The 23,644-nt window shown below is 65.9% G+C and carries 25 protein-coding genes; 5 read left to right on the forward strand and 20 right to left on the reverse strand.

Features of this window, described 5'->3' with window-relative positions; all coding sequences use genetic code 11:
- Window positions 1-28 precede the first annotated feature (28 nt).
- Complete coding sequence (locus EGT29_RS27540) at window positions 29-1,015, forward strand: tripartite tricarboxylate transporter substrate binding protein (RefSeq protein WP_124691992.1); 987 nt, start codon at window positions 29-31, stop codon at window positions 1,013-1,015.
- 13 nt (window positions 1,016-1,028) lie between these two features.
- Here the strand turns inward: EGT29_RS27540 and EGT29_RS27545 are convergent, their stop codons facing one another.
- Window positions 1,029-2,291, reverse strand: coding sequence for an MFS transporter (locus tag EGT29_RS27545; protein ID WP_124691993.1), 1,263 nt, complete (start codon window positions 2,289-2,291; stop codon window positions 1,029-1,031).
- Window positions 2,292-2,376: 85 nt separating this feature from the next.
- Here EGT29_RS27545 and EGT29_RS27550 point away from each other — a divergent pair, with 85 nt between their 5' ends.
- Complete coding sequence (locus tag EGT29_RS27550) at window positions 2,377-2,964, forward strand: TetR/AcrR family transcriptional regulator (protein ID WP_124691994.1); 588 nt, start codon at window positions 2,377-2,379, stop codon at window positions 2,962-2,964.
- Between the two features lie 7 nt (window positions 2,965-2,971).
- On the opposite strand, the gene EGT29_RS27555 is transcribed toward EGT29_RS27550, so the two are convergent.
- From EGT29_RS27555 to EGT29_RS27570, 4 genes are all read right to left on the reverse strand, one after another.
- The gene (locus EGT29_RS27555) at window positions 2,972-3,895 is read right to left on the reverse strand and encodes a 2-hydroxyacid dehydrogenase (protein WP_124691995.1); all 924 of its coding nucleotides are present in this window, start codon (window positions 3,893-3,895) and stop codon (window positions 2,972-2,974) included.
- 57 nt (window positions 3,896-3,952) lie between these two features.
- Window positions 3,953-4,486, reverse strand: a complete 534-nt coding sequence (locus tag EGT29_RS27560; RefSeq protein WP_238160507.1) for a 3-phenylpropionate/cinnamic acid dioxygenase subunit beta — start codon at window positions 4,484-4,486, stop codon at window positions 3,953-3,955.
- Complete coding sequence (locus EGT29_RS27565; protein ID WP_238160234.1) at window positions 4,486-5,820, reverse strand: Rieske 2Fe-2S domain-containing protein; 1,335 nt, start codon at window positions 5,818-5,820, stop codon at window positions 4,486-4,488. The genes EGT29_RS27560 and EGT29_RS27565 overlap by 1 nt, the downstream gene beginning before the upstream one ends.
- 247 nt (window positions 5,821-6,067) lie before the next feature.
- Window positions 6,068-6,826, reverse strand: coding sequence for an IclR family transcriptional regulator (locus tag EGT29_RS27570; RefSeq protein ID WP_124691998.1), 759 nt, complete (start codon window positions 6,824-6,826; stop codon window positions 6,068-6,070).
- Between EGT29_RS27570 and EGT29_RS27575 the strand changes: the two genes are divergently transcribed.
- Both EGT29_RS27575 and EGT29_RS27580 read left to right on the forward strand, forming a co-directional pair.
- A complete protein-coding gene (locus tag EGT29_RS27575; protein WP_161568007.1) occupies window positions 6,825-7,901 on the forward strand; it encodes a tripartite tricarboxylate transporter substrate binding protein in 1,077 nt (358 codons plus the stop codon). The genes EGT29_RS27570 and EGT29_RS27575 overlap by 2 nt on opposite strands.
- Window positions 7,902-7,925: 24 nt before the next feature.
- Window positions 7,926-8,708 carry an alpha/beta fold hydrolase gene (locus EGT29_RS27580; protein ID WP_124692000.1) on the forward strand — a complete coding sequence of 261 codons (783 nt, stop codon included), beginning with the start codon at window positions 7,926-7,928 and terminating at the stop codon, window positions 8,706-8,708.
- A 35-nt stretch (window positions 8,709-8,743) separates the two neighbouring features.
- On the opposite strand, the gene EGT29_RS27585 is transcribed toward EGT29_RS27580, so the two are convergent.
- Together EGT29_RS27585 and EGT29_RS27590 are read right to left on the reverse strand one after the other, a co-directional pair.
- Window positions 8,744-10,210, reverse strand: a complete 1,467-nt coding sequence (locus tag EGT29_RS27585; protein WP_124692001.1) for an amidase family protein — start codon at window positions 10,208-10,210, stop codon at window positions 8,744-8,746.
- Window positions 10,211-10,212: 2 nt separating this feature from the next.
- Window positions 10,213-11,187: a tripartite tricarboxylate transporter substrate binding protein gene (locus EGT29_RS27590; protein WP_161568008.1), complete on the reverse strand. Its 975-nt coding sequence runs from the start codon at window positions 11,185-11,187 to the stop codon at window positions 10,213-10,215.
- A 133-nt stretch (window positions 11,188-11,320) separates the two neighbouring features.
- On the opposite strand from EGT29_RS27590, the gene EGT29_RS27595 reads away from it, so the two are divergent.
- A complete protein-coding gene (locus tag EGT29_RS27595) occupies window positions 11,321-12,259 on the forward strand; it encodes a LysR family transcriptional regulator (RefSeq protein WP_124692003.1) in 939 nt (312 codons plus the stop codon).
- A 107-nt stretch (window positions 12,260-12,366) separates the two neighbouring features.
- On the opposite strand, the gene EGT29_RS27600 is transcribed toward EGT29_RS27595, so the two are convergent.
- The 13 genes from EGT29_RS27600 to EGT29_RS27660 form a co-directional block, all read right to left on the reverse strand.
- A complete protein-coding gene (locus tag EGT29_RS27600) occupies window positions 12,367-12,789 on the reverse strand; it encodes a F0F1 ATP synthase subunit epsilon (protein ID WP_087840362.1) in 423 nt (140 codons plus the stop codon).
- Between the two features lie 142 nt (window positions 12,790-12,931).
- A complete protein-coding gene (atpD, locus tag EGT29_RS27605; RefSeq protein WP_124692004.1) occupies window positions 12,932-14,350 on the reverse strand; it encodes a F0F1 ATP synthase subunit beta in 1,419 nt (472 codons plus the stop codon).
- 42 nt (window positions 14,351-14,392) lie between these two features.
- A complete protein-coding gene (gene atpG, locus EGT29_RS27610) occupies window positions 14,393-15,271 on the reverse strand; it encodes a F0F1 ATP synthase subunit gamma (protein WP_124692005.1) in 879 nt (292 codons plus the stop codon).
- A 59-nt stretch (window positions 15,272-15,330) separates the two neighbouring features.
- The gene (gene atpA / locus EGT29_RS27615) at window positions 15,331-16,872 is read right to left on the reverse strand and encodes a F0F1 ATP synthase subunit alpha (RefSeq protein ID WP_124692006.1); all 1,542 of its coding nucleotides are present in this window, start codon (window positions 16,870-16,872) and stop codon (window positions 15,331-15,333) included.
- A gap of 53 nt (window positions 16,873-16,925) precedes the next feature.
- A complete protein-coding gene (locus EGT29_RS27620; RefSeq protein ID WP_124692007.1) occupies window positions 16,926-17,465 on the reverse strand; it encodes a F0F1 ATP synthase subunit delta in 540 nt (179 codons plus the stop codon).
- Window positions 17,466-17,554: 89 nt separating this feature from the next.
- Window positions 17,555-18,025: a F0F1 ATP synthase subunit B gene (locus EGT29_RS27625; RefSeq protein ID WP_124692008.1), complete on the reverse strand. Its 471-nt coding sequence runs from the start codon at window positions 18,023-18,025 to the stop codon at window positions 17,555-17,557.
- Window positions 18,026-18,105: 80 nt separating this feature from the next.
- On the reverse strand, window positions 18,106-18,348 hold the full coding sequence (gene atpE, locus EGT29_RS27630; protein ID WP_124692009.1) for a F0F1 ATP synthase subunit C: 243 nt from the start codon (window positions 18,346-18,348) through the stop codon (window positions 18,106-18,108).
- A 125-nt stretch (window positions 18,349-18,473) separates the two neighbouring features.
- Window positions 18,474-19,340 (reverse strand): F0F1 ATP synthase subunit A, encoded by an 867-nt coding sequence (gene atpB / locus EGT29_RS27635; protein WP_124692010.1) that lies wholly within the window; start codon window positions 19,338-19,340, stop codon window positions 18,474-18,476.
- A gap of 78 nt (window positions 19,341-19,418) precedes the next feature.
- A complete protein-coding gene (locus EGT29_RS27640) occupies window positions 19,419-20,018 on the reverse strand; it encodes an ATP synthase subunit I (protein WP_124692011.1) in 600 nt (199 codons plus the stop codon).
- A 105-nt stretch (window positions 20,019-20,123) separates the two neighbouring features.
- Entirely contained in the window at window positions 20,124-20,885 is a 762-nt protein-coding gene (locus EGT29_RS27645) for a class II aldolase/adducin family protein (RefSeq protein WP_124692012.1), read from the reverse strand.
- Window positions 20,886-20,937: 52 nt separating this feature from the next.
- On the reverse strand, window positions 20,938-21,912 hold the full coding sequence (locus tag EGT29_RS27650) for a tripartite tricarboxylate transporter substrate binding protein (RefSeq protein ID WP_124692013.1): 975 nt from the start codon (window positions 21,910-21,912) through the stop codon (window positions 20,938-20,940).
- A 44-nt stretch (window positions 21,913-21,956) separates the two neighbouring features.
- A complete protein-coding gene (locus EGT29_RS27655) occupies window positions 21,957-22,520 on the reverse strand; it encodes a cupin domain-containing protein (RefSeq protein ID WP_124692014.1) in 564 nt (187 codons plus the stop codon).
- A 122-nt stretch (window positions 22,521-22,642) separates the two neighbouring features.
- Window positions 22,643-23,590, reverse strand: a complete 948-nt coding sequence (locus tag EGT29_RS27660) for a LysR family transcriptional regulator (RefSeq protein WP_161568009.1) — start codon at window positions 23,588-23,590, stop codon at window positions 22,643-22,645.
- Between the last annotated feature and the right edge of the window lie 54 nt (window positions 23,591-23,644).

Below are 23,644 nucleotides of genomic sequence, written 5' to 3' on the forward strand. Positions count from 1 at the left end.
ACCGGATAAAAACACCAGGAGACCCGCCATGCGCCTGCCCCCCCATCACCTGCTGCGTCTCGCGACGCTGTCCCTGCTCCTGGCGGCGCCGGCCGCCCACGCGCAGCCGCCCGCCTATCCCGCCAAGCCGATCAAGGTCGTCGTGCCCTTCCTGCCCGGCGGCACGGCCGACACGCTGATGCGCCTGATCGCCGCCAAGGCCTCGCCCATGCTGGGGCAGCAAGTCGTGGTCGAGAACCGCGCGGGTGCGGGCGGCAACATCGGCGCCGACGAAGTCGCGCGCGCGGCGGCCGACGGCTACACGCTGCTGTTCACGCCGCCGGGTCCGCTGGCCATCAACCCCTACGTCTTCCCCAACATGCCCTACGATGCGCGCACGGCGTTCAGGCCCATCAGCATCGTGGGCACCATGCCCAGCGTGCTGGTGGCGGGGCCCCGGGTCGAGGCCCGCGACCTGCCGGACCTGATCAGCCATGCCAGGGCCCATCCCGGCAAGATGACGTATGCCTCGCAAGGCTACGGCACGACGACGCAACTGCTGGGCGGACTGTTCGCGATCAAGGCCGGGCTCGAACTCGTGCACGTGCCCTACAAGGGAGCGCCACCCATTCTGGCGGACCTGCGCGCGGGCCGCGTGGACCTGGTGTTCTTCGATTCGGCCAATGCCCTGCCCCAGTTGGGGCAGAACGCGCCGCTGCGGGCGCTGGCGGTTACCAGCGAACAGCGCAGCGCGGCGCTGCCCGACGTGCCGACCCTGCGCGAGGCCGGCTTCCCCGACATGGTCACGACGGTATGGATGGGCCTGGCGGCGCCGGCGGGCACGCCCGATGCCGTCGTCCAGGCCTGGCTGGACGTCCTGGGCAGGATCATGCGCATGCCCGAGCTGCGCAAGCGCTTCGAGGACCAGGGTGTGGAACCGCTGGCCAGCGGCCCGGACGACATGCGCCGGACCATAGAACGGGACGCCCGCCTGTGGAGCGACGTGATCCGCGTGACTGGCGCCTCGAACCGCTAGGAAACGCCGAAGGCTAGGGCTCGGCGCGCGGGGACGCCGCCTGCGCCCGCGCTTGCGGCACCGTCCTCCCCGTGCCCAGCCAGGCCAGCGCCGCCAGCAGCAGCACGCCCGCGCCGAACTCGCGCGAGGTGGAGACGATGTCGCCGCGCAGGGCCACGTCGTAACCGGCCAGGATGGCGGGCACGCCCATGGCCAGGTACGACACCACGAACAGCACCGACAGCACGCCCGCGCGGCCGGTGGGCGGCAACGGCGCGATCACGTTGCGCAGCGCGCCCTGGAAACCCGTGCCGAAGCCCATGCCGGCGATCGCGGTGCCCACCATGAACAGCGCCACCGAATGCTGCGACAGCGAGACCAGCACGAGGACCATGCCCAGCATCAGGGCCAGCGCGCCCAGGCGCGACAGGAACCGCGCGGAACGATCGCGCAGCAAGACCACCGCGACGACGCCGCCGCCGGCCATGATGAACAGGGCCAGTCCGCCCAGCAGGCTGGACCCCGACCCCACCAGGCTGCGCAGCAGCGTGGGGCCGAGCGACGCATAGAAACCGCCCAGGCCCCATACGGCCACCACGGCGGGCGCCGCCAGCAGCAGCGGCATCCGGACTTCCGGCGGCAGCGCGAAGCTGGGCTTGAGCGATGCCCAGGCCCCCGGCCGGCGCCGCGCGGTCTCGGCGATGAAGAAAACGCCCACCCCCTGCGCGATGAAGATCACGCCCAGGATCACGTAGATCAGGTGCGTGGGCGCGGGCAGGTACTGCACCATCAGTCCAGCCACGATGCCGCCCGTACCCGTGCCCAGCATGGGTGCCAGCGCATTGGCCAGCGCGCCGCGCGTCTTGTCGATGTCCAGCATGCCGGCCCCCACGGCCGCGATGGCGGCCCCGGCCGACAGCCCCTGGATGATGCGGCCCGCCAGCAGGTCGGACAGCCCGCCGGCGGTGGCGAAGACCACCATGGCCGCGGCCTGCGCGAGCGCCGCGGCCATGAGCACCGGCCGCCGGCCGATATGGTCCGACAGGCGGCCCGCCACCAGCAGCGCCACCAGCACGGCCAGGGCATAGCTGCCGAACACCACCGTCAGCATGGTGGTCGAGAAGCCCCATTGCTGCTGGTAGATCGCGTATAGCGGGGTCGGCGCCGCCGACCCCGCCAGGAACGCCAGTGTGATCGATGCCAGCAGATGGAAACTGAAGCGCGGCGACAGGCGCCCGGCCGCCGGGGGGCAGGCGGAAACGGAAGCAGGGGCGGCCTTGGGGCAAGCGCTGGTCATGGCGGGATCCGGGAACATTAAACAGACAGGTCTGTCTGATTTGCTTGAAGTGTACAGACCTGTCTGGTAATGTCAAGGCATGACCATGAATACGACAAAAAGCCCCGAAGCGCGCCGTTCCGCGCGCCAACGCCTGCTCGACGCCGCGGACGAGCTGTTCTACGAAGGGAGCATCCATACGGTCGGCATCGACCGGGTCATCGAGCGCGCCGGCGTGGCCAAGGCCTCGCTGTACGACACCTTCGGCAGCAAGGAAGCCCTGATCCAGGCCTACTTGCTGGCCCGCCACGAGGCACGCAAGCTGCGCATCGCCGACCGCCTGGCCGACTACCCCGGCCCGCGCGAGCGCCTGCTGGGCGTCTTCGACATCATGCGGGAAACCGCGTCGTCGCCCCGCTTCCGGGGCTGTCCGTTCAGCCGCGCGGCCGCCGAGGCGGCGCCCAGCGCCGGCATCCGGGAAGCCTGCGATACCGCCCGGAGCTGGCTGCGCGACCTGTTCACCAGCCTGGCCCGCGAGGCCGGCGCGGCCGCCCCCGAGGCCCTGGCCTGTCAGTTGATGCTGCTCTACGACGGCGCGTCGGTGTCGGCGCACGTGGACGACAACGCCAGCGCGGCCGCGGCCGCGCGCGCCACGGCCGAGCAGCTGGTCGAGCAGGCCTTCGCTGCGCGCTGAACCGCCCCTACGCCGGTTCCGCCAGCATCGGTTCCCCGGCATAGAAGCGCTTCAAATTCTCGACCACCATGTTCGACATGGCCGTCCGGGTCTCGTTGGTCCCGCTGGAGACGTGAGGCAGCAGAACCGTGTTGCGCAGTCCCGTGAGCCGGGACGACGCCAGCGGCTCGACTTCATACACGTCGAGCGCCGCGCCCCGGATGGCTTCGTTCTCCAGCGCGGCGATCAGCGCCTGCTCGTCGACCACGCTGCCCCGTGCGACGTTGATCAGATAGCCTTGGGGTCCGAGCGCTTCCAGCACGCCGACGTCGACCATGTGCCGGGTTTGCGCGCTGCCCGCAACGGCAAGGAAGAGATAGTCGCACCACGCGGCAAGCTCCCGCAGGCTGGCAACGCGTTCATGGGGACAACCCGGGACTTCGGAACGTGAGAAATATCGAATCTCCGCATCGAAGCCGGCAAGCCTTTTCGCGATGATCCTGCCTATCCTTCCCATGCCGACAATACCCATGCGCTTGCCGCTTACCCTGTCGCCCAAATCGAATACCTTGCCCGTTTGCGCCCACAGGCCCGATCTCACGTAGTCATCCCCCTGCGGAATCTTGCGGCTGGCCGCGATCATCAGTCCGATGGCCAGGTCGGCGACACAGTCGTTCAGGACGTCGGGCGTATAGCCCACGCGTATTCCCCTGCGGCGCGCGGCGGCCAGATCGACCTTGTCCATCCCCACGCCAAAAATCGACATGACCTTCAGGCCGGGCAATCGATCGAGCATGGCGAGATCCACTCCGCGTATCGCCGACGAGACCAATCCGGAAATCTCCGAGGCATCGCCGGGCGCGTTCAAGGTCCTCAGGTCGAACTCGCGCTCGAGCGACTGCTGGAGAACCGCCGGTATCTTCGCGATGTTCAGAATGACGGGCTTGCTCATGGATGGCCTTCGTTGTGTGGACGGGGGTGCTTCGAGGATCGGGCGCGGCGATGGCCGCTACACGATGAAGCTGAGGTTCCCCATCAGGATCGTCGATTGGTTGATGTAGATCTTTCGCTCCCTGATCCGCCATGTGCCCTGGTGCCGGGCCAGCAGGTCGATGCGATGCCCGTACAGGCAATGGTCGTCGGCCTCGTTGCGGTTCCGGTTCACCATGAAATTGCACCGCGTCCGGACCAGCGCGGGTTCGGCCCCGGAATCGGTCTCGAGTATGCGCAGGTTGGTGAGATAGCGCGTCGTTCGCGAAGGCGGCTCTTCCGCCCAGTGCTGATGCGTGCGTATCTGCTGGACACGCTTGGTTATCGTCTCCTTTCCTTCATCGAACCAGCTGATGTCCAGCGGGCCCTCGAGGTATTCGGATGGCTGCGCTTTCCCCGACAGGTTGCGCAGGACGAACATGCGGTAGGTGATGTCCTCCGCCAGGGTGTCGAGCCACTCCTCGTACTTCCTGTCGGACAGGAGCTCGGCCTCCTTGTACAGAAACTCCGACACCTCGTGCAGTTGGAGCATGGCCTTCATGGCGTCTTGCATCACTTCGCTCCTGCGGTGGACCGCTTGAGAGGAAAGACGGCATCATGCTCGACCTCGACACGATGCATGAGCTGGTCCCAGGATCGGCCCTCCATGAACTCCTGCCAGCGCTTGAGCCAGATGAGCTGGTTCTGCTCGGTGATGGTGCGCCCGCACCAGACCGCCCCCGGCATGAGGTCGCAGGGTTCGGATTCCCCCAGGCCCTGGGCGTAGTTGAACGGGAGGCCTTGGCCCATGCCGCCCAGGCTCTGCCGGGTGGCTGATTCCCAGTTCTCGATGTCGTCCTGCTCGGTCATGCCGCCCGGACCGGAATAGGTCATGTAGTAATGCCGGAAGATGTCCTTGATCTCGTCAGGCGCGTCGGCGTCGATCAGGTAGTAGCGCCACATCTCGGTCTCGGTGGCGCTGACCGGGTGGTGCACCACCAGCGTACGGGGCTGGTCCTCGTGGAACGACATGTTCGGGAAGATGGTTCCCTTGCCCTGGTAGTGGATGCCGCCCGCTCGCTTGCGCAGGTGTTCCCGCGCCATTGCCCGCAGATAGTTGCTGGCGGCCGGGAACTGCTGGAAGGTGTCCGGGCGGGGGAATTCCTCTTCGGGACGCGGCAGAAACCCCAGTCCCCCGTGGCCCAGATCGGGCCATCCGAAGGCCGCGTGACCGGAGGGGCGTTCATCCCTGCGGCCATCCTTGCCGCTCGGATTGAGCTTGATCATGTTTGCCGAGTTGTGCGTTACCGCATGGGACGCATCGCCCACGAAGTTGGTCGCGGGGAACTTCCAGTTGCATCGCACCCGGAATTTCTGCACCCCGACCAGCAGCGTGCTGCCACCGCTATCGCCGTTGCGATGATCCAGCGCGGAATCGAGCCACTTCAGCATGCCCCCCAGATAGGCCTCGAGGGTGGGGGCCTGCTCGTCCCACGTCGCCCAGATCGTTCCCTTGTAGGCGCGCACGCGCGCCGACTTGAGACCCCATTCCGCCTTGTCGAGGCGGCCCTCGTAGTGGACATCGAAGCCCGGCACGCCCGCCAGCTCGCCGGGCCGCGAGACCCGCTCTTCGTCGGTCGAGTAGGTCCAGCCGTGGTAGGGACAGGTGAAGGCGCGGGCCTTGCCTTCATCCACCCGGCATACCTTCATCCCCCGGTGCCGGCAGCTGTTGAGCAGGACGACGACCTTGTCCTGCCGGGTCCGCGTGACGATGACGGAGTCGGTCCCCATCTTCGACTGGATGAAGTCTTCCGGATTCGGGATCTGGCTCTCGTGGCCCACCAGCAGCCAGGCGCGGCCGAAGATCTGCCGCACTTCCTGGGCGAACAGATCATCGTCCACGAACATGCGGCGGTCCGCCGTTCCTGCGGCAACGTCTACACACCGAACATCGGCCATCACGGCACCTCCTCGAGAAAGACCCCACGCTTATTTGAATTCTGCTAGACAGAATTAAGTACCGTCTATCAGAATCAATTCTGCGGCCGGCGGCTTCGCCTGTCAACCGGGCGCGCGCATGCCGGCGAGGAGGTTCTCGAGACAACGGGAAGAGACGGGAAGCGAGGATCGGCGCGCGTGCGCCGGTCGGGCACCGCTAGGAAGCGCAGGGCTTGCCCTTGGGACTGAACTCAAGGCGGATGGGGTTTGAAGCGAGAGCCGCTTGATGCGCCTGCGGGTCTCCACCGAACAACACCGTCAGTTCCATGGCGCTGGCCAGGAGGGATCTCGCGTACTTGGCGATCGCCGCTTCGGTGAACCGGGTCACGGTCCCGGAAACAGTCATGGCGCCGCGCAGGGATCCGCCCGCGCCGAAAACAGGTGTTCCAAGTCCGGCGATTTCCGAATCGCGGCCACCGATGCTGACGAGCACCATCGCCTCCGGCGGCCGGGCCTTCCGGATCACCGGGTCGAACCTGAGCAGGGCCTTGCCCCCGGCGCCCGTTCCCAGCGGCGCGATGTCGCCCACGCGCACGTGGTCCCTGATGGATCGGTTGCTGTCCACCCGCGCCACGCAAATGCGTGTTTCGTCCGATTGCCTGACGTAGAAGGTGGCGCTTTCCCCGGTATCCGCGGCGAGTTTCTCGAGCAAGGGAGTGATATGGGTTTCGCTCTTGACCGACCCGAGGTACAGCCGGCCCCAGCGCGCGAGCGTCGGTCCGGGCTGGTACGTCCCGTTGTCGAGGCGAAGGACGCAGCCGTGCTCGATCAGCGTCGAGAGCAGACGCAGGATGGTGCTCTTGTAGAAGCCGGTCCGCAAGGACAGGTCGTGCAGCGTCATGGGCGAACCGTCGTCCGCAAAGGCATTCAGTATGCGGATGGCGCGGTCGACGGAAGCAACGATTTCATTGTTCATGGAGGAAATGGTAAGGATTCTGCTACACAGAATCAACTTCTATTTTTTGTTGACACGCCTATTGCGCGAATTCATCATCGTTTCACCACGCCATCCAGAGGCCGCGATGAAAATCCTGAAAATCTCTGCCCATGCCCTGTCTGCCTTCCTCTTCTGTACGGGCGCGCATGCGCAGGGCGAAGCTTATCCGAACCATCCGATCCGCTTCATCGTGCCCTATGCGCCCGGCGCCGGTTCCGACACCTTCGCCAGATTGATCGCCGACAAACTGGGCAAGCGCCTGGGCCAGACCGTCTTCGTCGACAACCGCCCCGGCAGTTCGGGCAACATCGGGGCCGATGCCGTCTTTCGCGCGGCTCCCGATGGCTATACGCTGCTCTTCACCGCGCCCGGACCGCTGGTGACCAGCCAGGCCCTGTATTCGAAGCTCACGTTCGTGCCGGACGAATTCGTTCCGATATCGGTCATCGCCACGAGTCCGAGCACGCTGGTGGCCAATCCCAAATCCGGGCTCAAGAACCTGCAGGACTTGCTGACGGCCGCCCGAGCAAGGCCGGACAAGCTCAACTATTCGTCAGGCGGCACCGGCTCCACCCCGCACCTGGCCGCGGAAATGTTCAAGCAGCTGGCCAAGGTCAAGATCTTCCAGATTCCCTATTCCGGCAGCGGTCCGGCACTCGCGGCGGTGGTCTCGGGCGAAACCGACATTGCCTTCGTGGATCTCGGCTCGGTGCTGCCCTTTGTACGCAAGGGCCAGCTGATCGCGCTCGGCGTTGGCAGCGAGTCGCGTAAAGCCGGGCTGCCGGACGTGCCCGCGATCGGCGAAGTCATTCCGGGATTCGTGTCGATGACCTGGTTCGGCATGGCGGCTCCGCCCAAGACGCCCGAACACATCGTCAACAAGCTGTCCGCGGTGGTCAACGAGATTCTGAAGGAACCCGACACGATGACGCGGCTGTCGCAGATGAATGCGGACCCGATCGGCGGAACGCCGGCCGACATGGCGAAGTTCATCAAGCAGGAGCGCGAGCGCTGGAGCACCGTCATCCGGAATACCGGCACCAAGCTCGACTGAACCCCGTCCACGCGCAGGCCCCGCATGCCATACAGCATCCGCAACGGCGTCAGCATCCACTACGAAGTCTCCGGCGAGGGCCCGCCCATGGTCCTCATCCACGCCAACCCTTTCGACCGCCGGTTCTGGCTCTACCAGGTGGCGCACTTCTCCACCTGGTTCAAGGTCGTCTCGATCGACATCCGGGGCTATGGGCGGTCGGACAAGCCGGCGGGCGAATTCTCCATCCTCGACATGGCCGAAGACGTGCTGGGCGTGTGCCAGGACCTGGAGATCGATCAGGCCGTGCTGATGGGTGCCAGCGTGGGATCGGGCATCGCGCTGATGCTCGGCCTCGAGCGGCCCGAGTTGTTCCGGGCCATGGTGCTGGTCGGCGGCGGCAGCGGCGGCATGAACTTCGATCGCCGTATCCACGGCTACGGCGACCTGGGCGTGGCCCGCTACCATCGCGAGCACCTGCACGACCTGGTCGCTCCGCAGTTCGCCAGCTCCAGGCTCGGCGCCTATCTGCTGGACAGGTTTGCCGAAGTGGGCCCGTCCCTGTCCGGGGCGGCCATCGCGCAGATCTTCCGGGCGCGGGCGGCATTGGACATGAGCGCCCGCCTGCCATCGCTGGCCGTCCCCACCCTGGTGGTCAATGGCGAATTCGACATCTCGCTCGAAGACGGGCGCAGAACCGCCGGCCTCATACCCAATGCCGTCCACCGCATCCTGCCCGGAACGGGACACGCATGCTGCATCGAGGACCCGGCGGGGTTCGACGAGATCGTTGTTGCCTTCCTTCGAGCCAGGCACTTGCTGGCATAGCGCTGCCGCGCCGCCAGCCGTGCTCGCGCGGCGAATCAGCCACCTGCCCCGCGCCCGGGCAATGCCGGGGCCGGCCTGAGATCCGCCAGCAGCCCGGCAACCCGGATGGCATCGTAGTCCGCCCCTTCCGCCGCGACGACCTGCATGCCCAGGGGCAGGCCTTGGCGCGACAGTCCCAATGGCGCGGCCGTGGCCGGCAGGTAGCACATGCCGATCAATCCCGGCCAGAACTCCTGGTCGTAGTAGTCGACGAGCCGTCCGTCCACCTCGAGTTGCCGGGTTTCCGGCGTACCGCTCCGGTAGATGGGAAAAGGATCGCGCAGCGTGGCCGGACAGATGAGGATGTCCCATTCCTCGAAGAACCGGGACCATGCCGCCCGCAGCCGATTGCGCCATTCGTCGTGCAGGGACCATTCGCGATGCGTCATCAGCGCGGCCTTCGCGTGCCGGTAGGCCACCGGATGGCCGCCCGGCCCCGCTTCCACGGCTCGGACATGCTCGGACCACTTGTCGGCGGACTTGCCGGTCGCCACCGCGGCGACGCGCAAGGCGCCGTAGACCTCGCGCGCCTTGGCCGTATCGAAGAAGGGCTGGAATAGCGTCACCGACTTGCAGGCCGGGGCCAGGTCATCGGCCAGCGCCGCAAGCTGGCTCGTAATCTCTTCGCTCGTCCTGACGGCCGGATCGCCGCACCATACGGCCACGCGGTAGCCTTTCAGGCTGGCGGCGCGCGGCGCTTCCAGGACGAAGCGGCGCGGCCCGGCCTGGGGGACGGCCAGCGCTCGCAGCAGCACCTCGAGGTCGCCGGTGTTCGTCGCCATCGGGCCCGCCGTTCCGATATCCGACGGGGACACCTGGCCATTGAACGCATCCCCCAGTCCCGATATCGCACCCCAGGTCGGCTTGTGGCCGTAGACGCCGCAGAACGACGCCGGGACGCGGATCGATCCCGCGCGATCGTTGCCGAGTTCGAGCGGGGTCAGGCCCGCGGCCAGGGCAGCCGCCGACCCTCCGGACGAGCCCCCCGGCGAATGGCCGTGCCGCCACGGATTGTGGGTCTCGCCATACACGTCGTTGCTCGATTGCCAGTCGCCGCACATCAGCGGCACGTTGCTCTTGCCCAGGATGATCGCGCCGGCCCGCTTCAGGTTGCGGATCGTCACGGAATCCTCGACGGCCGGGATGCCCGCGCGGCTGGCCTCGCCCATGCAGGTAGGCAGCCCTTGCACGAAGAACGACTCTTTCACGGTCATCGGTACGCCGTGCAGCGGACCGCCGGCGTCCCCGCGCGCCAGGTCGACGTCGGCCTGCCTCGCGCAGGCCAGCGCACGTTCGAAATCGCGCACGGGCACCGCATTGACGGGCCCATCGTGGCGCTCGATCCGGTCGATGAAATATCGCGTCGCCTCTTCGGCGGAAAGCCGCCGCGCACGTATCAGCGCCGCCAGTTCGGCCGCCGCGAGCGCATGCAACGGAACGTCGGTCGATGGGGAAGGCCGCATGCCTACTCTCCCTTGGCGATGTGATTGTCCCGGATCAGCTTGGCCCAGCGCCGCGCATCCGCATGCAGCACGGCCTTGAACTCGGCGGGCGGCATGCCGGAAACCGTCATGTCGAACTGGCCGATGCGGGCGCGTACTTCCGGCTCCTGCAGGATCCCGGCCAACGTGCGATGGACGGCGTCCACGATCGCTCCGGAAGTCCCCGCGGGCGCCAGCAGGCCATACCAGCCCTCGCCCTGGACGACTTGCCCATAGCCCTGCTCGACCGCGGTCGGCACGTCCGGAAGCAGCGCCGAACGGGTCTTGCCGAACAACGCAATGGACCGGATGCGGCCCGCCTGGATCTCGGGATACTGCGGGATCACGGCATCGAACATCATGTCGATCTGGCCCGACACCAGGTCCGTCAGCGCCTGCGTGGACAGCTTGTAGGGAACGAAGCCGGGCGCAATGCCGGCCTGCTGCGCGAACAGTACCGAGTAGAGATAGGTCAGGCTGAACTGATTGCCGGCCGTCGCGTAGTGCAGCGGCCGGCCGCGCGTCTTCGCGAATTCGACCAGTTCGGCAAGATTGTGGATCGGCAGCGATGCGTTGACGGCCAGCGATATCGCCAGGGTGCTGATCTGGGTAACGGGCTCGAAGCGATCCAGCAATGAAAGATCCTGGCCGTTGATGGCCGGACTGATCGCCAGGGCACCCATCTGGGTGAACAGGAACGTGTAGCCATCCGGGGCCATCGAGGCCACATGGTTCACCGCGACCAGCCCGCCGCCTCCCGGCTTGTTCAGCACGACGACCGGCTGGCCCATTTCCTCGGTCATGCGCTTGGCCAGCAGGCGCATGAGGACGTCCATGGAGCCCCCCGGCGCGCTGGACGTCACGATCTGGATCTGTCTTGTCGGGTAAGGAGTGGCCGCCGCGGCGAGCAAAGGCAGGAGCGACATCCACAACGCGACAAGCTGTCGTCGAAATCTCATGGCCATGTTCCATCTGAAGGAGAACGTAGGGTCATGGTAGAGAACTCGGCGATCACCGAATAATGAAAATATATCGCTGCGTGAGTCGGTTCTGGAATTACGATGCGACCATTGCCCGCGTCGAGTCCCCGCCATGAAAACCCTGGTCCACCTGCGATTCCGCCATTTGCAGGCAGTCGCCAGACTGCATGAAACCCGCAATGTCCATCGGGCGGCCGAGCAGTTGTTCCTGACTCAGTCGGCGGTCAGCAAGCTGCTGCGCGAAGTGGAAGAACTTATCGGCAGCCCGCTGTTCCTGCGCAGCAGCCAGGGCCTTCGGCCCACCGAAGCGGGAGACGCGGTCGCGGCGCGGGCTCATGCGCTACTGGCCCAGCTCAACGCCATCGAGACCGAGATCGGTGCCATCGGCCAGGGCGCGATGGGCCGGGTACGGTTGGGCTTGACCACGTTTTCGCAGCAATTGCTGCTGATCGAGGCCATCACCGAAATCACCGAACGCCACCCCAGGCTGAAGATATCGATGCAGACCGGCAGCCACGACATGCTGCTGACCGCGCTGGAACAGGGAAAGGTCGACTGCGTCATCACCCGCCTTGCCGGCGAGGCGGTCCAGGGGAAATATGCCTGGGACGTCCTTTACGAGGAAACCATCAGCGTCGTCTGCCGCGCGGACCATCCCCTGGCCGGGGCGCGCAGGATAAGCGCGGCGGCATTGGCGCGCGCCGACTGGATTCTTCCGCCCGTGGAGGCACCGCTAAGAACCGTCATCGATGCCTACTTCGTGGAGCACGGCCTGCAGCCGCCGCAATCGATTCTCGAGACGCTGTCCGTCAACATCCTCGTCCTCATGGCGCAGCGCAAGCAGGTGCTCGTGCCCCTGCCGACCTCGGTCGCCCACGAGGTACAGGCGCGGCAGGGCCTGGTCGTCCTCGGCAACCGGCCGCCGTGGAAGCTGCCGCCGGTCGGGCTGGTCACGAGACACACGGACGAAAACCACCGGGCGCTGCGATTGCTCCGGCAGGCGTTCCTGGAGACCATCTCGGCCAACGTGGGCGGGCTTGCCGCTCCATGAGCCATGGCCGATCATCCGGCCATGGAGGCTTCAAGAAAAAACGGGGCAAAGCTCGCGCTTGCCCCGGTTCTGCTTGCTCCCGCGTGGCGGGGCATGCGCATGCCGCGCTAGCTGCGGCCACCCCGCAGCTTGCGGATGGCGGCCAACTGCGCCGCCAGCATCGCCAGCTCGGCCTCGACCACGGCCACTTCGGCCTTGTCCTTGGCATTGCGCAGCGCTTCTTCCGCCGCCTTGCGCGCCTGCTCGGCCTTGGCCTCGTCCAGGTCGTGGCTGCGGATGGCCGTATCGGCCAGCACCGTCACGGTACCCGGCTGGATCTCGAGCAGACCGCCGGCCACGAAGATGTGCTCTTCCTCGCCGTTGTCCGCGCGCGAGATCTTCACCGTACCCGGACGGATACGCGAGATCAGCGGCGTATGGCCAGGCAGTATGCCCAGCTCGCCCGACTCGCCAGGCAACGCAACGAACTTCGCCTCACCGGCAAAGATCGACGCCTCGGCACTGACGACATCCACATGAATAGTTGCCATACTCAATTCTCCTGGACTGCGCTTCGCGCAGCCCCAGCGCCCCTCCCCAGACACCCCGACCAGACCCAGGATGCGGTGGATCCGGCTCCGCCGGTCCACCCGCATCGCCCCCTGGGGGGCGCCCGTCAGGGCGTAGGGGGGGTCACAACTTTTTTGCTTTCTCGAACGCTTCGTCGATCGTGCCGACCATGTAGAAGGCCTGCTCGGGCAGCGCATCGCACTCGCCTTCGACGATCATCTTGAAGCCACGGATGGTTTCCTTCAGCGGCACGTACTTGCCGGGCGAACCCGTGAACACTTCGGCCACGTGGAAGGGCTGCGACAGGAAGCGCTGGATCTTGCGGGCGCGGCCCACGGCCTGCTTGTCTTCCGGCGACAGTTCGTCCATGCCCAGGATCGCGATGATGTCGCGCAGTTCCTTGTAGCGCTGCAGCGTCTGCTGCACGCCACGGGCCACGGCGTAGTGCTCTTCGCCCACGACCTGCGGGTCGAGCTGGCGGCTGGTGGAGTCGAGCGGGTCGACGGCGGGGTAGATACCCAGCGCGGCGATGTCACGCGACAGCACGACGGTCGAGTCCAGGTGCAGGAAGGTCGTGGCGGGCGACGGGTCGGTCAAGTCATCCGCGGGCACGTACACGGCCTGGATCGACGTGATCGAGCCGGTCTTGGTCGAGGTGATGCGCTCTTGCAGCTTGCCCATTTCCTCGGCCAGCGTCGGCTGGTAGCCCACGGCGGAGGGCATGCGGCCCAGCAGCGCGGACACTTCGGTACCGGCCAGCGTGTAGCGGTAGATGTTGTCGACGAAGAACAGGATGTCGCGGCCTTCGTCGCGGAACTTCTCGGCCATCGTCAGGCCCGACAGCGCCACGCGCAGACGGTTGCCCGGGGGCTCGTTCATCTGGCCGAACACCATCGCCACCTTGGACTCTTCGATCTTGTCCAGGTTGATGACACCCGCTTCCGCCATTTCATGGTAGAAGTCGTTGCCTTCACGAGTCCGCTCGCCCACACCCGCGAACACCGACAGGCCGCTGTGCTGCTTGGCGATGTTGTTGATGAGCTCGAGCATGTTCACGGTCTTGCCCACGCCGGCGCCGCCGAACAGGCCAACCTTGCCGCCCTTGGCGAACGGGCAGACCAGGTCGATAACCTTGATGCCGGTTTCGAGCAGTTCCACGGAGGGCGACAGCTCGTCGAACTTGGGCGCGTCCTGGTGGATGGCGCGGCGCTCTTCCGAGGCGATGGGGCCGGCTTCGTCGATGGGACGACCCAGCACGTCCATGATGCGGCCCAGCGTGCCAGTGCCGACGGGCACCGAGATGGGCGCGCCGCTGGCGGCCACGGCCATGCCGCGGCGCAGGCCGTCGGACGAGCCCATGGCGATGGTACGGACGACGCCGTCACCGAGCTGCTGCTGCACTTCGAACGTCAGGCCCTTCTCGGCAAAAGCCGAGCTCTCGTCGGCCAGCGTAAGGGCCTCGTAGATCTTGGGCATGCTGTCGCGGGGGAACTGGATGTCCACCACGGCACCGATGCACTGAACGATGGTTCCGTTGCTCATATCGATTCCTCGATTCCTGATTCTTTAAGGCGTCGCGCCGGCTTATACAGCCGCCGCACCGCCCACGATTTCCGAAATTTCCTTGGTGATGGCTGCCTGGCGGGTCTTGTTGTAGACCAGCTGCAGATCGCCGATCACCTTCTTGGCGTTGTCCGATGCAGCCTTCATGGCCACCATCCGGGCGGACTGCTCGGACGCCATGTTTTCGGCAACGGCTTGGTACACCAGCGCTTCGACGTAGCGCAGCAGGAGTTCATCGACAACCGACTTGGCATCGGGTTCGTAGATGTAGTCCCACGAGTAGGCTTTCTTCTCTTCCTCGGTCTGCGCGAAACGCTCGGCCGACAGCGGCAGCAGCTGCTCGATCACGGGCTCCTGCTTCATCGTGTTGATGAAGCGGTTGTACGCGACGTACACCACGTCGACCTTGCCTTCGGCATACGCGTCCAACTGCACCTTGATCGCGCCGATCAGGCGTTCCAGGTTGGGCGCGTCGCCCAGCTGCACCGCCTGGGACACGACGTTCGCGTCGAGGCGGGTCAGGAAGCCCAGGCCCTTGTTGCCAATGGCCGTGGTCTGGACCTTGATGCCCTTCGCCTCCGAGTCCTTCAGGCGATTGAGCACCGCGCGCAGGACGTTGGTGTTCAGCGCGCCGCACAGGCCCTTGTCGGTCGTGACCACGATCAGGCCGGCGGCCTTGATGTCGTCGCGCTTGGCCAGGTAGGCGTGTTCGTAGTCGGGATTGGCTTGCGCCATGTGCGCGGCAATGTTGCGCACCTTGTCGGCATACGGGCGGGCCGTGCGCATCCGGTCCTGCGCCTTGCGCATCTTGGACGCGGCGACCATTTCCATCGCCTTGGTGATCTTGCGCGTGTTTTGCACGCTCTTGATCTTGGTTCGGATTTCCTTGATTCCGGGCATCTATCTTCCCCTGTCAGTGTTCACAGAGAGGCGCCGAGCGGCGCCCCGTGTACCCTGCTTCAGAAGGCTCCGTTTTTCTTGAAATCCTTCACTGCCTCGTGCAGCGCGGCTTCGTCGTCCTTGGACAGTTCCTTGGTGTCCTCGATACGGCTGACCAGCGCGTCGTACTTGGACTTCAGGTATTCCTTCAGCGCTTTTTCGAACGCCAGGACGTCCTTGACCTCGACGTCGTCGATGTAGCCGTTGTTGGCGGCGAACAGCGAGACGGCCAGTTCCCAGACCTGCAGCGGCTGGTACTGGGGCTGCTTGAGCAGTTCCACCACGCGGCGGCCGCGCTCGAGCTGGCGACGGGTCGACTCGTCCAGGTCGGACGCGAACTGCGCGAAGGCGGCCAGCTCACGGTACTGGGCCAGGTCGGTACGGATACCGCCGGACAGCTTCTTGATGACCTTGGTCTGGGCGGCGCCACCCACGCGCGACACCGAGATACCGGCGTTGATGGCGGGGCGGATACCGGCGTTGAACAGGTCCGATTCCAGGAAGATCTGGCCGTCGGTGATCGAGATCACGTTGGTCGGAACGAAGGCGGACACGTCGCCGGCCTGCGTTTCGATGATAGGCAGCGCGGTCAGCGAACCGGTCTTGCCCTTCACGGCGCCGTTGGTGAACTTCTCGACGTACTCTTCGTTGACGCGCGCGGCACGCTCGAGCAGGCGCGAGTGCAGGTAGAACACGTCGCCGGGGTAGGCTTCGCGGCCGGGCGGGCGGCGCAGCAGCAGCGAAACCTGGCGGTAGGCCCAGGCTTGCTTGGTCAGGTCGTCATAGATGATCAGGGCGTCTTCGCCGCGATCACGGAAGTATTCGCCCATCGTGCAGCCGGAGTAGGCGGCGATGTACTGCATCGCGGCCGATTCCGAGGCCGAGGCGGCCACGACGATGGTGTATTCCATCGCGCCGTGCTCTTCGAGCTTGCGGACCACGTTGTTTATGGTCGAGGCCTTCTGGCCGATCGCCACGTACACGCAGGTCAGGCCCTTGCCCTTCTGGCTGATGATGGTGTCGACGGCCACGGCGGTCTTGCCGGTCTGGCGGTCGCCGATGATCAGCTCGCGCTGGCCGCGGCCGATGGGCACCATGGCGTCGATGGCCTTCAGGCCGGTCTGCACCGGCTGCGACACCGACTTGCGCGCGATCACGCCCGGGGCGACCTTCTCGATCACGTCGGTGGCCTTGGCGTTGATCGGGCCCTTGCCGTCGATGGGCTGGCCCAGCGCGTCGACCACGCGGCCCTTCAGTTCCGGACCGACCGGCACTTCCAGGATGCGGCCGGTCGACTTGACCGTGTCGCCTTCCGAGATGTGGGTGTAGTCGCCGAGAATCACGGCGCCGACGGAGTCGCGCTCGAGGTTGAGCGCCATGCCGAAGGTGTTGTTGGGGAACTCGAGCATTTCGCCCTGCATCACGTCCGACAGGCCGTGGATGCGGGTGATACCGTCGGTCACGGACACGACCGTGCCTTGGGTACGGATGTCAGCAGAGTTGCTCAGGCCTTCGATGCGGCTCTTGAGCAATTCGCTGATCTCAGACGGATTGAGTTGCATGGTTGACTCCTGGAATCCTTTCTCTCGGTGCCGATGTGTGCGCAGCGACCGAACTATGCGACGAGCGCGTCGCGCATGCGATCAAGCTGCGCACGCACGGAGGTATCGAGCACCTGATCCCCGACGGCCACTCGCACGCCGCCAATCAGCGACGCGTCGACCCGGACGGTGGGCTTGATCTTCACGCCGAATTTCTTTTCCAGCCCGGCGACCAGGTCGGCAACCTGGGCATCGTTCAACGCGAAGGCGCTGGCGATATCGGCATCGGCGCTACCTTCGTGGCGGTTCTTGAGCCACAGGAATTGCGATGCGATCTCGGGCAGCAGCAGCAGACGGCCGTTTTCGACCAGCAGCGTCACGAAATTGCGCGCGGCGGGCGAAAGCTGCGTCTTCAGCGTGGCCGTGAACAATTCGACTCGCTGTGCGTTGTCGAGCTTGGGATCGGCGATGGCGCTGCGCACCTCGGGGTGCGCGGCGGCCTGCGCCATTTCGGCGACAAGCTCGGCCCAGGCGGCAAGGCCTGCGCTATCTGCACGGGCGACGCCGAACAGCGCTTCAGCGTATGGCCGGGCGATGGTGGACAGTTCAGCCATGGTGGCTCTCGATGCCTGATACGGTTAGCGAGGTGATTCGCAAACGCGTGGGCAGCACGCGTTGTTCGTGCCACCCCCGCGGGTTCTCATTACAACTGCGCCTTCAGCTGGCCGAGCAGTTCGGCATGCACCTGGGCGTTGACTTCGCGCTTGAGGATTTCCTCGGCGCCTTTCACGGCCAGTTGCGCCACGGCGTCGCGCAAGCCTTCACGGGCGCGCTGGGCTTCCTGCTGCGCTTCCTGGCGGGCTTGCTCGAGAATGCGGGCGCGTTCGGCCTCGGCGTCCTTGCGGGCCTGCTCGATCAACGTGGCGGCCTGCTTTTCGGCCTGCGCCAGGCGAGCCTGGTTGTCAGACTTGGCGGCGGCTTCGATCTGACCGATGCGGGCCTCGGCCTGCACGAGTTCGGCCTTGCCTTTCTCGGCCGAGGCGAGGCCTTCGGCAATCTTCAGACGGCGCTCTTCGATGGACTTCATCAGAGGCGGCCACACGAACTTCATCGTGAACCACGCCAGAATGAAGAACACGAGCATCTGGAAGACGAGTGTCGCGTTCAGATTCACGGTGTTTCCTTATTCGGAAAAGAACATCATCCGTGACGGGATCAACAGCCGCGTCACGGAGCGGTCATGTCGAATAGGTCTTAGCCGACGAACGGGTTCGCGAAGGCGAACAGCATGGCGATACCCACGCCGATCAGGAACGCGGCGTCGATCAGGCCGGCCAGCAGGAACAGCTTGGTTTGCAGGGGGTTCATCAGCTCGGGCTGACGGGCCGAAGCTTCGATGTACTTGCCACCCACGATCGCGATTCCGAGGCAAGCGCCGATGGCGCCCAGACCGATGATCAGACCGCAAGCGAGAGCGACGAAAGCGACGTTGGTCATGACAACTCCTTGATATGAATCGTAAAACGACTAGTTATGTTGAAAGATTGAAACCACGGATACTGCAAACCTGCTACGGATCGCGGCAGTACCGACCGCGCCCGATATTCCCAAGACCCTCGAGATCAGTGGCCTTCGTGAGCCTGGCCGATGTACACCAGGGTCAGCATCATGAAGATGAAGGCCTGGAGCACGACGATCAGGATGTGGAAGATGGCCCAGACCGATCCGGCGAGGATGTGGCCGATGCCCAGGGCCACGCTGGTGGCGTTCAGGCCGGCCCACGCGCCGCCCAGCATGGCGATCAGCATGAAGATCAGTTCGCCGGCGAACATGTTGCCGAACAACCGCATGCCCAGCGAAACCATCTTGGCCGCGTATTCGATGATGTTCAGCAGGAAGTTGAAGGGTGCCAGGACGACGGCGCCGATGCCATGGGCATGGAAGGGCGCGGTGAACAATTCCTTGACGAAGCCGCCGGGCGACTTGATCTTGATGCCGTAGTAGAACATCAGCAGCAGCACGCCCATGGACATGCCGATAGGCGCGTTCAGGTCGGCCGTGGGCACGATGCGGTGGTAGTGGATGACGTCGTCCAGCCCGACCAGGCTGAACAGGTAGTGGGGCAGGTCGACCGGCAGCAGGTCGAGCGCGTTCATGAAGACGATCCACATGAACACGGTCAGCGCCAGCGGCGCGACGAACAGGCGGGACTTGGCGTTGTGGACGATGCCCTTGGCTTCCTCGTCCACCCACTCGACCAGGATCTCGACGAAGGCCTGCATCTTGCCGGGAACGCCGGCGGTGGCGCGGCGCGCGCCCAGCCACATCAGGAACACGACCAGGAGGCCCATGGAGATGGACCAGAAAAGCGTGTCGTAGTTGACGACCGAGAAGTCGGCGATAAGAGACTGCTTGTGTCCGGTGTTGTTCAGGTGTCCCAGGTGGTGGACGATGTACTCGGACGCGGTCGGCGCTGTGGTGGAAGCCATATCGGGGGTTTCTATCCTACGACCTGATTTTGAAATTCTCGCGATGTCGGCCGGGGTTTCCCGCACGCGCCGCCATCTTCAATCCATTTTCTTGCCGAAAGCCAGTACCAGCCACTGGCTTTTGAGCGCACACACCAAGCCCGCCAGAAAGGCGGGCCACACGAGCCATTCATGACCGAACTTCGCCGCTGCGACGATAAGCACGACAGCGACGCCGATCTTGAAGAACTCGCCGAAGAAAAACGTTGCGGGGTTTGCTCCCCCCGGCTTCTGCACACTCAGAATCAGCCTGAATGCGAACAAGGCGTTGGGAATGACGTATGCCGCGGCACCGGCCAGCGCCGAAAGCCCTGCAGCGCTCCCGGACACCGCGTAGGCCAGCACGGCAACCACGATGCTGACAACAATCTGAACAATTATCGCACGCAGCAAGTCCCGCACGGCCTGCCGACGCAACACTGTCCTTTCTGCTTCGGTAAGCCGAAGCGGTTCTACCTGTTCATTGGAACGCAGACGCTCGGCGTCGCGGGCCTCCCAACCCCATGGATCAGGTTCGCCGGCTTCCCTGTGGTCGCGCGCACTGGATGTCCCCTGCTGCGCAGTCCCCACGGCTCCGTTGCCACTGGCCGCTTTTCCGTATGCATCTGAAGGGCGCGGATCGTCTTCGATCGTCTTCATCGGACGACTTGCACCTTTTCAAGACCTGCTTTCCGACAAACCATACGAGTATAGCGGGTTTACCCGAAAGGTTCAAACCCCCTACGCGCGTAGGGGGTCGTGGCCTCATGACCTATAGGAATTGTCGCGGCGGTCCAACAGGCGTAGCAGGGCCGGCCACTCGAGCAGGCCGAAGGGACGGCGGGTGGTGGGTTTGTAGAGGTGGTTGGTCAGCTCGACCACGGCCGGGGTGGGCAGATGCAGGGGGGTGTTGCAGGCCATGGCCATCGCCTGGGCCTGGCAGGCGCGCTCGAGCCAGTACATGGCGGTGAAGGCCTCGGCGATGGACGGCCCGACCGTCAGGAGGCCGTGGTTGCGCAGGATCATCGCCTGGCTGTCGCCCAGGTCGGCGACCAGGCGCTGCTGTTCGCCCAGGTCCACCACCACGCCCTCGTACTCGTGCATGGCGACCTGGCCGAAGAACATCGCGGTCTGGGACAGCGGCAAGAGGCCGCATTCCAGCGCCGAGATGGCCATGCCGGCGGGCGTGTGGGTGTGGATCACGCAATCGACCTCCGGCCGCGCGCGGTGCACGGCCGAATGGATCACGAAGCCGGCGTGGTTCACGCCGTAGTCCTGGCCGCCGTCGTCCACGACGTTGCCGTCCAGGTCGATCTTGATCAGGCTGGATGCCGTGATCTCCTCGTAGGCCATGCCGTAGGGGTTGATCAGGAAATGCCCGTGCGCGCCCGGCACGCGGGCCGAGATGTGGTTGTAGATCAGGTCGTCCATCCTGAAGTGCGCCACCAACCGGTAGCACGCCGCCAGGTCCACCCGCGCCGCCCATTCCGCCTCGCCCGTGCCGGCACGTCGCGCCGCCTTCGCCATATCCGCTCCATCCTCGTGAAAAACCGCCTGCGCGCGCAGGCGGATCTATGGGTCAATCGATGCCCGCGCGGCGGATGACGCCACCCCATTTGTCGATATCGGCGGCGATGATCCGCGTCATCTCCGCCGGTGACGTGGGCCAGGCCTGGATGCCCAGCGCGTCGAACCGGCCCGCGGTCTCGGGCAGCGCCAGCACCGCCGCGATCTCCTTGTTCAGCCGCTCGATCACGTCGGGTGGCGTACCCGCCGGCGCCTCCACGCCCTGCCAGCCGTCGGCCTCGAAGCCGGGCACCACTTCGGCGATGGCCGGCGTGTCGGGCAGCGCGGGCAGGCGCTTCTTGCCGGTGGTGCCCAGCGGAATCACGGTTCCGGCCTTGACCTGCTCGATCGCGGTGGTGGTGGGCTGGAAGATCAGCGGCACCTGCCCGCCGATCACGTCGACCAGCGCGCCGCTCTTGTAGGGCACGTGCGTCAGCCGCACGCCCGCCAGCGACGTCATCAGTTCCATGATGACGTGGCCGGCGCCGCCCACGCCCATGGAGGCGTAGTTGATGGAGGCGGGCCTGGCGCGCGCCGTCGTGATCAGGTCGGCCAGCGTGCGCTGCGGGAAGTCCTTGTTGGCGATGAGCACGTAGGGCACGGCCGCGACGATGCTGACCGGCGCGAAGTCCTTGACCGGATCGTAGGGCAGCTTCTTGTAGACGAACTGGTTCATGGTCACGATGGAATTGACCATGAAGAAAATGGTGTGGCCGTCGGGCGCGGCCTTGGCCGCGGCCTCGGCGCCCAGCATGCCGCCCGCGCCCGCGCGGTTGTCCACCACGAAAGGCTGGCCCATGCGCTCGGCCAGCTTGCCCGACAGGTAGCGCGCCACGATGTCGGGCGAACTGCCGGCCGGGAACGGCACGATGATGCGCACCGGCTTGGACGGATAGCTCTGCGCCGCGCCGGCCGCCGACGCGGCACAGGCCAGCAAGATGGCGGCCGGCCACGCCGCGGCCGCAACGAACAGCGAGGTCTTGTTCATGATCGTCTCCCCTCTCCCGCCCTGCGGCGGACATGGCGGCGATGTCAGAGGACGGATCCTTCCACGTCCTCGGGCATCTTGAAATTGGACAGCCGCTTCAGGTTGCCTTTCTCGTCCACCGCCAGGCCCGACTCGCTCGCGGCCCGGCTCAGCACCTCGTCGTGCCAGGTAACCGCCCCGCCGCCGGTGTGCCCGCCCACCAGCGCCAGCATGGTCAGCTCGCGCTCGCCGTAGTTGCGAAAGCCGCGCATCACGCCGGTCGGCACCGAGATCACGTCCAGCGGCTGCAGCACCAGTTCTTCCTTGTCGTCGCCGATCAGCACGTGCACGGGGCCGGAGATGGGTATGAACACCTCGGCGGTCTTGTGCGCATGCAGGCCGGCGCCGCCGCCGGGCGGCACGACGATATAGGAAATGGTGAAGCCGTGGTCCTCGGTGATGGGCGGCTGCATGTCGGCATTCTCGACCACGCCGCGGCCGATCACCTTGAGGTTTTTCTTGCGCCCCTCGGGCAGCAGCGAATCGACGAACGCCAGGCTGAACGGCTTGAGTTCCGAGAAGCGCGCGACCCGCGTGCGGGCGATGGTTTCTAGCAATGGACTGGCCATGGATGCTCCTTCACGGTCGGGGCCGGGAAGGCCGCGATGTCCACATCATGGCCGCGTGCGCGGCGGCGATAAATTATCGATTTGCTATGCCCGCCATGCCGGCTCGGCATGGCGGATCCGGCTCAGCCGCGCGGCCGCCTGCGGCCCATGGCCCGGGCACCCTGCCACTGCCCTTGTTCGACCTGCGCCAGGATCAGCTCGCGCACCATGGGCAGTACCTCGCTGGCCACGCGCGACAGCGGGCGCGACACCGGCCAGGCCAGGCTGCGCTGCAGCCAGAGCCCGGCGATGGGCACCGCGGCCAGGCCGGCTTCCAGCGCGACACTGGACGGCAGATAGACGGTGTAGCCCATGCCCAGGCGCACCAGTTGCGCCGCCAGCGCGAAGGCGCCGACCTCGGCCTCGATGCGCAGGGGCACCCGCTGGCGCGCGGCCAGGGCTTCGATCTCGTTGCGTATGCCGGCGCGCGACACGCCCGTCAGGATCAGCGGCAGGCCGCGCAACTGGCGCACCGGGATCTCGCTGCGCGCGAGCAGCGGATCCCCCGCGCGTCCCACCAGGCACAGGCGGTCCTCGAACAGGGGTTCGACCGCGAGCATGTGCGCCGGCGGCGGCGCCGGCGTGGCGCCGCTCAGCAGCGCGATGTCGACCGCGTTGTCGCGCAGCATGTCGTGCATGGCCGGGCTGAAGGCCTGGACGATGTGCGGCTGCGCATCGGGAAAGCGCTGCTTGATCGCGACCGTGAGCGCGGCGCCTATCACCGTCACGTAGTTGGGCGTCATGCCGATGATGACCGGGCCGGACGGCGGTCCCTGCGTGTCGTGCACGTCGCTCTTGAGCTGGTCGAAGCTGCGCAGCAGGTATTGCGCGCGGTCCAGCAGGCGGCGGCCCTCGGGGGTGAGCGTCGCGCCGCGCAGGTGGCGTTCGAACAGCCGCACGCCCAGTTCGTCTTCCAGCATGCGGATGCGCCGGCTCAGGGCCGGCTGGGCGATGAAGAGCTGCTGCGCCGCCTTCGAGAAATTCTCGTGCGCGGCAACGGTCACGAAATACTTCAGTTGACGAATGTCCATGGTCCCGCCATTCCCCCGTCGTGCGCCATACCCTGGCGGCATGGCCCCTGGACC

The organism is Pigmentiphaga sp. H8 (genome assembly GCF_003854895.1).
Lineage (GTDB): Bacteria > Pseudomonadota > Gammaproteobacteria > Burkholderiales > Burkholderiaceae_B > Pigmentiphaga.